The organism is Okeania sp. SIO2F4 (assembly GCF_010672385.1).
Classification (GTDB): Bacteria; Cyanobacteriota; Cyanobacteriia; order Cyanobacteriales; family Microcoleaceae; genus Trichodesmium.
In genome coordinates this window covers 1-12072 of the sequence record NZ_JAAHGT010000205.1, presented here as the reverse complement: position 1 = coordinate 12072, position 12072 = coordinate 1, and the positions used below count along the sequence as shown (strand labels likewise).

The following is a 12072-nucleotide window of genomic DNA, read 5'->3' as shown; positions in this document are numbered from 1 at the left end:
CGCGGTGTCGGGGTGATTCGCGGTGTCGGGGTGATTCGCGGTGTCGGGGTGATTCGCGGTGTCGGGGTGATTCGCGGTGTCGGGGTGATTCGCGGTGTCGGGGTGATTCGCGGTGTAGGAGTGATTCGCGGTGTCGGGGTGATTCGCGAATCACCCCTACTTGTATGTAACGCTATATCCTATTACCGAAAAATTGGCGTTGCATATTTGTGGGATCATATAGAATCCGGTTGAACAGTCGTCCGCAGCGACGAAGCGGAAGCAATCTCCGCGCATCTCTGAGATTGCTTCTTTCCACTCCGTTCCAGTCGCTGCGGACTTGAGTACAGTAGTTATCCGGATTTGATCTGAATTGTAGTTTTGGAGAAAGAGGAAGTAAAATATGGGATTTACCTATTCCCAAAAGTTTCATCCCTTAATTCAGCAACGCCGAAAAATTAAGGTATAGAGAAAAAAGAAAAAAAATTCCTTGAGCGCCAATCCTTCTATTACAGAAGAGCGAATTATTAATTATTCAACTAAATCTTTATTTTTAATCTGAAAGTTAATTTGTATTCCTGGACTTAACTCACCTAAATAAGTTAATAACCCATAGATAAAAATCACACATCCCATCATTTCCATTACTTCTTCTATTGTAGCTAACATTGCATAAACTAAATTTTGCTGACCATCAATTCCATCATAGTAACTTCCAACCATTTCCATACCCAATGCACCACCAATATATAAACTAATAGCAATTATAAAATATCGTTTTAACTGCTTTGGTAAATACAACATAAATTTCCAATATTTCCAGATAAAAATAGCAACTAAAATTGTTCCGGGAATTACCCAGACAGAATGCCAGAAACTCGGAAGATTTAAAGCATCTGCTAAATCATCAATAATCAAAATTTCATGGATACTAGCTATTTCATCAATTGCTAATACAAAAAAGATAATTGAGAGAGTTCGCCACTGTCGCCACCAACGGTCAGACTCTGATTTTTTGATAGAAAAAATGCCACGAATAATTAATCCACAAGATACTAACATTAAACCTGAATACCAAGTGGGAATATTCATTTCTCGGTCAAGGTTAAATATTCTTGTCCAGGGTTCGCGGTAATCAAAAACGTATTTACCTATCTGAATAGCGATGCTGCATATAGTTAAGAATATTATGCCCAAGGTTAAGTATTTAGCAACATGAAAAGGAGAAATTGTAATTTTAAACTTCATTGAATCAAACCTGAATTAGGAAAAAGTAATAAGGAAGAAAAAAAGATAAGAGTTAATTAATGGATAATGGATAATGGATAATTACCTCTGGTTAAAACCGTAAGGGAATTGAATATAAGGAAATATCCTACTCTTCCCTGGTTATTTATAACTATTTAACCAGATAATTAGGTAGATATAGCAATCAGGAATCAGATGTGAGAATTGAGGTATTCCTTAAAAGTATAGAATATACCTCTGGCAAAAGTTTTAATTAAATCAATTCAATATATACAATAAACAATTTCATCTCCCTCCATACCTAATTCCCTATTCTCTATTCCCTGACTTCTGCAAGAAGTCTAATATAGAAGTTATCATATTCATATATATTAATTTTTTCTTCTTATCTTTTCCCTATTCCCTCCATACCTATTACCTGTTTCGTGAATGTAGCAATATTTTATGAAATTGGTATAACAAAATATAAATCAGCAAAAACTATTGAGATTGCTTTGCGTTCTGGAATGCTCCGCAAACCTTCCACTCCCTTCCAGTCACAATGACATAGTGAAATTTAATTACGCCAAGGTATTTATAATATCAAACTTTAATACCATGTCCGGATAAGAGCGTGATAAAAACACTTAAGTAGGTAGGCAAAAAAAGTTATAAAATGCCATAGACTGGCATCTGAGGAAAACCTAGACTTTATAGTACAGAATGTTTTCTATTTAATTATGGCTAGCTACTTATTTTTCCTGACTCCTGAGGACTGACTCCTGTCTCCTGATGACTCCTTAATTATTTATAACTGTTCATCCGGACATGATATAAATCATCAATTCAATCTAATTTTAGATAGCAAAGAAGCGCATAAATAAATACAACAACTCCTAACATCTCAAAAAATTCTTCAATTGTTACCAATATTTCATAAACAAACATCTCACTATCATATAAATAAGAGTAATATCCATTAATCATTTCCATGCCAATTGCACCTCCAACATAAAATATTGCAGATAGAAAAAATAGATATTTGATTTTTGGAGGTAAAGCCTGAACAAATTTCCAATAAATCAATGCCACAGCAATAACTAATATTAATCCTGGAATTACCCAAGTGTAATAAAATATTCCTGTGGCATTCAGCAGTTTTCTTAGAGGATGAATTAGTTGTTCGTGCAAGCTAATTGTTTCATCAAGTGCCAGGTAGAAAAATATGACAGACAAGCCTATCCACTTGCGAGTATATTTATCTTTGTTTTGCAATTTTTTACGGGAAATTAACCCCAGAATAACTGAGCAAGAAAGTAAACTAAAAGAAGAAAATAATGAAGGAATAGTATATTCTCCATCTACGTTTAGTTTATCAATTAGTTCTTGAGAATCATGCTGGATATAATATTCAAAAAACTGTCCTATAATACTTGTTATACTCAAGCCAATAATAATAAATATTAAGAATCTAATAACCTGTTTTGGAGATAAATTAATCATCTGAAATAACAAAAAATAAGGTGTTATACCGTTTCCGCATAGGTTTGTAGTAGGGCTTCAGCCCTATCTATGACTTAGGGCTGAAGCCCTACTACGAACTTTAATTATAACTATTAAACCAGAAATGATATTAGATGAGAAGTATTCAGCTAAATACTTACGTCAAAATTCAAAAGCTAAAAGTGGGATTTGATAGATTGAAAATTCTGACATGAACAAAATTAACGACAATTATACAATTTATAACGATAACCATTAACTTTAGGTTGGGAACCAGAATATTTTCGGCAATTAAAAGTTTCTAAATCACTTTTTTCTACTTTTAAATTAACTCCCCATAAATCAACTGGTCGTGATGTTTTAGAGAGAAATTTAGCCAAAGTTGAATCTGGAGTTAATTTTTGATTTTGTTGTCTTTTAACTAATAAAAATTGAGGTTGAAAAAAATCGGCGTTCTTAGTTTTATCTTCTTGGCGTTTAAACTCCAGACCAAGTGCAATTAAAGCACGAATTTCTGCATGGGTTTTATAAGTTGTCGCAACTAAAGGCGAGTATTTAGATTGTGTTTTAATCACCTCAACCAGAAGGTCTGCACGTCGCGATCTTTGATACCCATAGTTGTTAACTACCGTTAAGCTACCGCATAAACCCATTAACAAAACTACAATCACAACTCTTTTGTTAATCTGTTTGAAATTGGCAGAAATTATACTTGTTGTACTTGTGGCAAAAGTAAAAATTAAATCTTTTTTTGTTGCTCCTCCATCTTTTATTTTCCCTATCTCTTTTTCAGAAAAAATATTTTCCACCTCTGTCTGGTTTGCCAAATTATTCCAACATTTCGCCAATATTGCAGCTAATAAAATAATGACAACAGGAAAATAAACAAACTGATAGCGAGCAGCAAGAGATAAATCTCTACCCATACCGTAAATGATAACCAAAAATAAAGCTATCGCTCCGACAAAAAAACTGATAAAAACCTGAAAAGACAAACGGTTTTCAATAGCATTCATCTGTGATCTCGCAGCTTGCCATAAATTAGGAGCAACCCAAACTAAGGCAATTAAAAGTATGACTCCAGATAAAATAGTCACAAATAAACTTGTTCCTTCAATAGGCAAAAGCCAGACCATTGTTAATATCCAAGCTAACAAACGAGGGATAGGATACCAAATTTGATCAAGATCGAAGCTAGTTGAAATCCACTCAGTAAGTTGATTATTGGCAACACCCATCACTACAGGTAACCAAACCAAACAACCAATAAACGTTCCCAGACCAACTAGATAAATTCGCCACCAATAACTTTGAAATCGGTTTTGTATATCTCTCAACCAAAAACCACCAATAACTAATCCTTCTATAGCTAACACCAAGATAAAAATATAATGAGTGGCAATTCCTAAACTATTGATAGTAACCCAAAGACATCCCAGCCAAATTGGAAATATCCTGCGTTTTTCGAGATAGGGTATTATTGCTATCAAACAAGTCACAGAAGCAATAATCCATAAAATAGTCAGGGTGTGATGTCGAGATTCTTGAGCCAGATAGATCCCATAAGGAGAAATAGCCATTAATGCGGCTGCTATATGACCTACTAATGGGGAAAACGCCAACCAACCCAAGCCAAAAATTGCCGGAATAGCAGCTACTCCGAAAATAGCACTGAGCGATCGCCCTACGGTGAGAGAAACTATTTCTCCATCAGTGCTGAATAAGTTAAACCACAAATGATTTATTACAAAATAGACTGGAGGATGAGTATCCTCACTCAGTAGCTGATGAATTACATCGGTGGGAGTAGAAGTTAATTCAAATTGCAAAGGTGAGAGCAATTGATTAAGGGTTATAACTCGATCTAACGGTAGGTCAAAAAAGCTATGCCCCAAGCTATAACCCAATGTAGCAATTTCAGTTGATGAGGCAGATTTATCAGCTAAATTTGTGCTGCGGAGTATAATCCCTATTATGAGCCAGCATAATAATATTATTATGTGAAACCATTGATTTTTAAGTAGCAGTTTAATGTTGTTTTTTTTCATCTATATCGGTTAAATCTTGTTAACAGTTAACTCGTCATAATTATTTAGGGTTTGCGTATGGAAAGTCTTTTTGATAGGGTAGGGAGTAGGGAATAGGGAGTAGGGAGTAGTTAAGAGTTAGGATTTACGGGAGTTGTAGAAGAGGTGGTCATTCATAATTGCTCCTTAGTTTTTCTGTCATAATTACCCCGTTTAGGCTCACTTTTTCCCCTCCATCAACCGAAAAGCTGGTACTTTTTCAGTACCTAAAATTCTTCAAACCTTTATTGAATAGTGCTTTGATATTTAATCAGCCAGCCCTATTTAGATATTACTAAGATATTTGATTCTATTTGTCAAAATTTCTAGCAATCATATTTCAGTTGTAAGATTTTAGTAGTAATTAGGAGTCAGGAATCAAGAGTCAGAATATAAAAGAATTTTGATCGATCTTAATTGTTCTTAAATATCTATCAAAATCATTCCTGATTGCTATATAGCGTTTCTCAGCCTTTGTGAGATACAGTTGTTTTCTTCTTTATCTACTGCTACGGAACAAGAATTACTACTCCCTACTCCCTACTCCCCACTCCCTTTCCCCAGTTAAGTGTTCCCAGTTAAGTCTCCCCTGTTCCCTATCTCCTTTTTATATTTCCTTTACAAACAGTCTCTTAATTCGGTATAAAAAAATGTTCCATAAAAAACCATTGCCAAATCTTTTTTTATCTCCCCATCTCCGGACCCTCCCCACACTCTTTATCTAATTAAACCAATACTACCGGATTTGATATGACTCCCTTTACTGATTTTTTCATGGTTATAAAGATATCTCATGGCCAAACATAGGACATTCCATCATAATTGAAACTTCCCAGGGGAGAATGCTTGTATAACCTTTGATGCACAAACAACCTATAATTTTGGTAATTTAGAATCAAATTGTTTTTTAGTCACTAATCAAATTAACATGAACTTACCTATAATTTTAGATATTATCATTGGTTTAATCTTTATTTACCTTAGTTTCAGTTTACTAGCCAGTCAAATTCAAGGAATTATAACAATAATTTTGCAATGGCGAGCTATTCACTTAAAAAAATCAATTGAAGAGTTAATTGCTGGCGGACTTCATATTAACAACTATAGTTCCCAATCAAATCCACAATTAGACAAAATACAAAAGCTAACCAATTCTTTATATCAAAATCAATTAATCAAAAATCTTAACTACAGTGGTGGCAAAGGTCCAATAGAGAGAGGATTTCGGAAAATTGTTGAAAGTATTGGTAGTTTAATTCAAATGAGAACTGGAATTGAAAATATTTTTGGTACAGAAAAAACTGCTCCTTCTCATATTCCATCAAATGCTTTTGCTGCTAGTTTGATTGATACTTTACAAATCCAAGAATCAATGAAAACAATTAGTGAGTATAAACTAGAAGATTTTCTGAATAAAACCTTGGTCAAAATCAAGAAAATTTTATATGAATTGAATCTAGAAGACTCTACCATAAAGCCCCTAATTAAAGATGAATATAAGACTTTATTGCAAGAATTTCAGCAAATTTCTCATAACTATAAAAATAATTTAGCAAGTTTAAATTTGACCTTAGATAGAGTATTAGATAGACTAAATTTATATACAAAAAACACTGTAAAATATTTGCCAGCAATAGCTCATTCTGAATTTAGTAAGAAAATGATTTTACTGAGGCGAGTATTAGTAAATCCCCAGGAAAAACAAGTCTTGATTGCTGATATGGAGCCAAGTTTTTCTAATCTATTAAAGTTCTGGAGGAAGCTGCTAGAAATGGGAGAATCTGCTTCTGCAGAGTTGGAAGGTAAAAAAGGAAGGATATATAAAAAAGTCAAGGAGATGGTTGATTTACTTCCTGAATCTTTGCAAAAAAGTTTATATATTTTAGCAAAACAAGCGACTACAAAAATTGGAGAAACAGGTGATGCTTTTCATCAATTTCAGAAAGAAATTGAGCAATGGTTTGATAATGGGATGGAAAGAGCTGCTGGTGTATACAAACGTAATGCTAAAGGTGTTGCTTTTTTGATTGGTTTTACTATTGCTATGGCTGCTAATGTTGATACATTTTATATAATGGATGATTTATCAAAAGATTCTTTGCTGCGAGCAACTATTAGTAGTTATTCTGAGGAGTTAGTCAATCAAGCTAATGATAATCTAAATGAGGAAGAATTAGAAAGGATTCAAGGTCAGGTAAATCAAGCTTTAAATCGGTTAGAACTTCCTATTGGTTGGGGTCAACAGAGAAACTCTAACACAAATGAAAATAAACTATCTATTTATTTAGCAGGATTGAAAAAATTATTCGGTTGGATAGTTAGTGGAATTGCAATATCTATGGGAGCTGATTTTTGGTTTAATTTATTGAAAAAGATTTTTGAGATGAAAAAATAGGTGTTATTTAAGCATTCAGCGCTCAGCTATTAGCTATCAGCTTAGGAGTCAGGAGTCAGAAGTCAGGAGTCAGAATGAATGGCTTCAATTAGCTTTCACCCTTGGTATAACTTCAATATTTAATCTCCCCTACTCCCGTACGGGCGATTCGCGAATCGCCCCTACTCCCTACTCCCTACTCCCTAATCCCTGACTAAAAAATAAAAATAACTTGTAAATGCCAACTTGTATCTTGACGAATAATTTCTATTTTGCTGATAAATTCCCGCAAGTAAAATCTGCGTTCTGATTCAGATAAATCCCACCAAAATTCGGGTATGGAAACTGCTTTGGCAGTCTCTAATAAATTGACTGGTGGTAGTTGATTAAGTTGCCTTTCCAATTGAGCAATTTCTGTTTTTAATTTGTAAGTACGGAGTTCAGCAGTTTCTTGGTCAAAAATTCCATTAGTTATTAAATTTGGCAGTTGGGAAAGAATCTCTTGTTTCTCAGAAATATTCTGTTTAATCTTACTCTTAATTCCATCCATATTTGGCATTTCTAAAGCAGCAACAGCAACAGGTAACTCTCGACAAATTATTTCTATAGTTTGCTCTAAAATTTTTTGATAAGCTAAAGCTTTACATTTTCGTTTGCGGGGGCAACTTTTAGGCCGCAAATAAAGATATTCTTTGTCTTTCCGAAATGTGGTGACTCTTGCCGTAATCATTGGAGACTCACATTCTGTACAGATAACTAAACCTGCCAGAGAATGGGGGGCGCTGGCAGTGCGCGGTGGCATTCGGCGGTTGCGTCGGAGCAAACGTTCGACTTGGGCAGCTTCTTCTCTAGAAATAATGGGAAGATGGGTGTTAGATATGACTTCACCATTTTGATATTGTAAGTCACCACGATAGACCGGGTTAGTTAACCAACGTCGTCCAGTGGTGACAGAAATTTTTTTGCCATACTTTTTCTCAATATGACGAACGGCACCGCGCAGAGACCCAAATAACAGAAAGCTTTCAAAAAAGTCTTTGACAACAGGGGCGGCGCTTCTGTCGAGAGTGTAGCGGTCTTTCCCCCGGCGGTATCCGTAGGGTGCTTTGCCTGGTGGGGGTATCGCTTTAATGCGGTTGCGAGCGTGAGCTTGACGAATTTTCCGACTATGTTGGTTTTGGCGAATTTGGTTGAGGAGTTTGAGTAGGTCAGTTTTGGTTGCTTGGGTGCTGGTAGTTTGGTCTTGGTTGATTTTAATATCTGATTTGATGGGGATAATTTTAATGTTGAGAGACTCGAGTTTGGTGAGGCGATCGCACACTTCCTCTACAGAGTCTCCTAATTCTTCGAGTTGCCGAATTAGGAGATAATTAACAGGTTGGGTGTGAGAGTCTTGGAGGAGTTGTCCGAGTTGTTGGCGATCGCCTAGGTCTTGATATATCTCGTCAACTTCCCATCCCCAAGTTGTGCGGTCTGGTGCAGTTTCAAACAGAGGGTTTGTGTATGAATAGGCAATAATTTTCATTGTGAGTAGGGAGTAGGGAGTAGGGAGTAGGGAGTAGGAGAGTAGTAATTTGGGAAACAGGGAATAAAAAGAAGAAAAACAACTGTACCTCAGTAACTTGAGAGACGCTATACCGAGTATTTATAGTAAACATTGATCGTCCTTAAGATTCCAGGTTAATCCGATACAACTGAGGGAATCAACATTTTTTAACTCTTCCCAATCTCCCAATCTCCTCATCTTCCCATAACCTCCTCTTCCCTACTCTCTTGTAATTCTATAATATTACCATCGGGGTCTTGGGTAAATAATGCAGCACGACCGGAAGCACTCATTTGAACTGGGCAATTATTTGCTAGTAGTTGTGCTTTGGCATTATCTAAGTTAGCGACTGAAAATGCTAAATGTCTGTTTCTGCCTAATTTTTCTAAATTAACTAGATCGGGAATTATTTCTGAGGATACTATCAGATGTATTTGGAAGTTGCCAATTTGATACCAGGTACCAGGAAAATTACGGGAGCGATCGGCTTTTGCCAGACCGAGAATTTGGCCGTAGAAATGTTCGGTTTTTTCTAGGTCTGAAACTAACAGAGCAGCATGGAGAGATTGAGTTATTTGCATAAATCTTTTCTAGATTAATTTTTAATTATATTGTACCAATTTTCAAAAATAATGTTACAAAACTCTAGTTATAGGCAACAGGGAACAGGGAATAGGGAACACTTAACACTTAACTGGGAACAGGGAACAGAGATTCGTAGTAAACATTTATCAAACTTGTATTATACCTTTTTATCGATAAAAATCAGTTCAATGACCAAAATAGTCCCTTATTAAGGAATATCAAAAAAGAAGGTATATTACTATGACTCCTGAACAATTAGAACTACTATTCAAAGCCGTTCAAAGTCTTAGCTATCGAAATCATGTCTAACCCTATTTTATCATTTCCAGTTGAATAGTTATAATTAAAGCTTGTAGTAAGGCTTTAGCCCTAAGTATAGATATTTCATAGGCTAAAGCCCTACAACAAACAAAAACTTAATATTGCTCTATATCCTTGTGATGGGGCGCTCCCACTACCAACTAATGCCTATTTATTTAAAAAAGAGTCCGAATAAATTTTTCCTTTCTTAAGAGACTATTATAGCGGATCAAAATATTTTTGTTATAATGATATATTAATTACTATATTCCTATGCTTTAAGTCAGAACTCCTAGAACTGCTATTACCTATTCTCTTAAAAAAGAGTCCGGATAAATTTTTCCTTTTTTAAGAGGATATTATAGCGGATCAAAATATTTTTGTTATAATGATATATTAATTACTATATTCCTATGCTTTAAGTCAGAACTCCTAGAACTGCTATTACCTATTCTCTTAAAAAAGAGTCCGGATAAGTTTTTCCTTTTTTAAGAGGATATTATAGCGGATCAAAATATTTTTGTTATAATGATATATTAATTACTATATTCCTATGCTTTGAGTCAGAACTCCTAGAACTGCTATTACCGAAGAATTAATAATTAAATAATTAAATAATTAAATAATTAAATAATTAAATAATTCAGCTTTGTTAGCCTCCCCAATAAAAGGGAAAAAGCGGTTGTTTGCGGAGCATGACCTAGGATGGGATGGCGTTAGCGCAGCGGCTCTGCAAGAGCGGGAAACCTCGCCATATCCAATCAACCAAGAGAAATAAATTTTTTCCCTACCGCGTCTTACCTCTCCCTAAAAGCTATCCCTTATAAGGAACTCCTGAAAACCTTGTGGGAGGGTGGGGAGAGGGGGAAGAGGGGGAAGAGGGGGAAGAGGGGGAAGTCAGAATCTTGGGGTGCATTTCTCAAAAAAATATCTAATTCAATACACTGAGTGTGAGAAAAAAGCCTTTCAAAGGACTTATACATAACTTCTCTTTTTTGTCTACATTTTATGTTAAGAAAGATGTTTATAAAGCATAGCCCTAAAAGGGAGAGGTAATTATCCATTATCCATTAATGAACTATTCTCTTAAAAAAGAGTCCAGATAAGTTTTTCCTTTTTTAAGAGGGTATTAATAGCGGATCAAAATATTTTTGCGATCATCATTATACTGAACATTCTATTAATTGAAATTTTCCAATGTTTCAAGTCAGAATGCTCAGGACTGCTATGCTTATTTGTTTTGTAAATTATCCGCCTATTGACAATATGAAAAATGTTAAAAATGCTACATTTGGCTGATAATTTAATTCTGGGAATACCAGACACCGAGTCAATAAATTTGCCTATATAGAACTCTTGTATTAATTATGAGAAAAATCTGACTGGATTAATTTTCGTCAGGTTAAGTCCTTCTGAAAAATTACTTAAGATTGTTCTATAATAGAAAAGCTTAATAAATCAACATCTACCATTTCTAGGGAGTATATTTTAATGTCTAAAGTTAACATCTACCAATCCGTATCTGCTAAAACATCTATCAAATTAATTGATATCTCTAGTCAACTAGAATCTCTACAACAAATAGTATTTATAGACTCCTCTGTAGAGGATTACCAGGGTTTAGCTAATGGAGTTTTACCAGGAACAAAAGTAGTTATTATTCGTCGTACTTCAGATGGTGTCCAGCAGATTACTAGAGTTATTAAAAAATATCCTCACATATCATCTATACATATAGTCTCTCATGGTACCCCTGGATGTTTACATTTGGGTAATAGTCAATTAAATATTAATAGTATTAATAATGATTATTGCCAAGAGTTAGAAATTTGGTCAGTAACCAATTTATTGCTCTACGGTTGTAATGTAGCTGCGGGAGATGCTGGTACAGAATTTTTGGCACAACTCCGCAAAATTACAGGTGCAAATATTGCTGCGACCGCAACGCCAACTGGTAATGTTGCTTTGGGTGGTGACTGGGAGCTGGAGGTTATTAGAGGTGAGTTGGAGGTAGATGTACCTTTCACACAGGAGACACAACAACAATGGAATTATGTTCTAGATCCATTTGAGAAAAAACCTGCCTTATTCCAAGTTATTAACACTAACCCTGTTCCTGCTGACCCTTACGATCAACTTTTTAGACTTAACCCATTAACAGGAGGTTATGAGAGTGTTGGTGAAGTTGCTGGTAGTACACCAAGGTATAATGCAGCAGGTTATAACCCTAATGATGACTACATCTATGGTTTTGAAGTTAGAGATGGTGAGCAGAAACTTCTGAGAATCAACTCAACTGGTACTGTTGAGTATGTTAAGAATGATGGTACAGTTACTACAGATGTAACTGATTCGGAGATTTTTACAGTTACTCTTGCTCGAAGGCCTACTGCTGGAGATATAGACCAAGACAATAATTTATGGATAACCAACAGAGACATTAAAACATCAATACGTAGAATCAATCTTGATAACCCGGTAACAGCAACAAC

General features: G+C 35.1%; 8 protein-coding genes. 3 read left to right on the top strand and 5 right to left on the bottom strand.

Annotated features, from left to right (window positions below; all coding sequences use genetic code 11):
* On the top strand, positions 1 to 234 hold a 234-nt coding region (locus F6K22_RS15055; RefSeq protein ID WP_293099054.1), incomplete at its 5' end, for a hypothetical protein.
* Between the two features lie 276 nt (positions 235 to 510).
* On the opposite strand, the gene F6K22_RS15050 is transcribed toward F6K22_RS15055, so the two are convergent.
* The 3 genes from F6K22_RS15050 to F6K22_RS15040 form a co-directional block, all read right to left on the bottom strand.
* Positions 511 to 1227, bottom strand: a complete 717-nt coding sequence (locus F6K22_RS15050; protein WP_293099051.1) for a hypothetical protein — start codon at positions 1225 to 1227, stop codon at positions 511 to 513.
* Positions 1228 to 2052: 825 nt separating this feature from the next.
* Entirely contained in the window at positions 2053 to 2709 is a 657-nt protein-coding gene (locus F6K22_RS15045) for a hypothetical protein (protein WP_293099049.1), read from the bottom strand.
* Positions 2710 to 2930: 221 nt separating this feature from the next.
* Positions 2931 to 4757 (bottom strand): glycosyltransferase family 39 protein, encoded by a 1827-nt coding sequence (locus F6K22_RS15040; protein ID WP_293099047.1) that lies wholly within the window; start codon positions 4755 to 4757, stop codon positions 2931 to 2933.
* A gap of 946 nt (positions 4758 to 5703) precedes the next feature.
* Here F6K22_RS15040 and F6K22_RS15035 point away from each other — a divergent pair.
* Positions 5704 to 7170 (top strand): hypothetical protein, encoded by a 1467-nt coding sequence (locus F6K22_RS15035; protein WP_293099044.1) that lies wholly within the window; start codon positions 5704 to 5706, stop codon positions 7168 to 7170.
* Between the two features lie 193 nt (positions 7171 to 7363).
* Here F6K22_RS15035 and F6K22_RS15030 read toward each other — a convergent pair whose 3' ends face one another.
* Together F6K22_RS15030 and F6K22_RS15025 are read right to left on the bottom strand one after the other, a co-directional pair.
* Positions 7364 to 8674, bottom strand: a complete 1311-nt coding sequence (locus F6K22_RS15030) for a recombinase family protein (RefSeq protein ID WP_293099041.1) — start codon at positions 8672 to 8674, stop codon at positions 7364 to 7366.
* Between the two features lie 215 nt (positions 8675 to 8889).
* Positions 8890 to 9276 (bottom strand): VOC family protein, encoded by a 387-nt coding sequence (locus tag F6K22_RS15025; protein WP_293099038.1) that lies wholly within the window; start codon positions 9274 to 9276, stop codon positions 8890 to 8892.
* A gap of 1795 nt (positions 9277 to 11071) precedes the next feature.
* On the opposite strand from F6K22_RS15025, the gene F6K22_RS15020 reads away from it, so the two are divergent.
* The coding region (locus F6K22_RS15020; RefSeq protein ID WP_293099036.1) for a DUF4347 domain-containing protein at positions 11072 to 12072 on the top strand (1001 nt) is incomplete at its 3' end.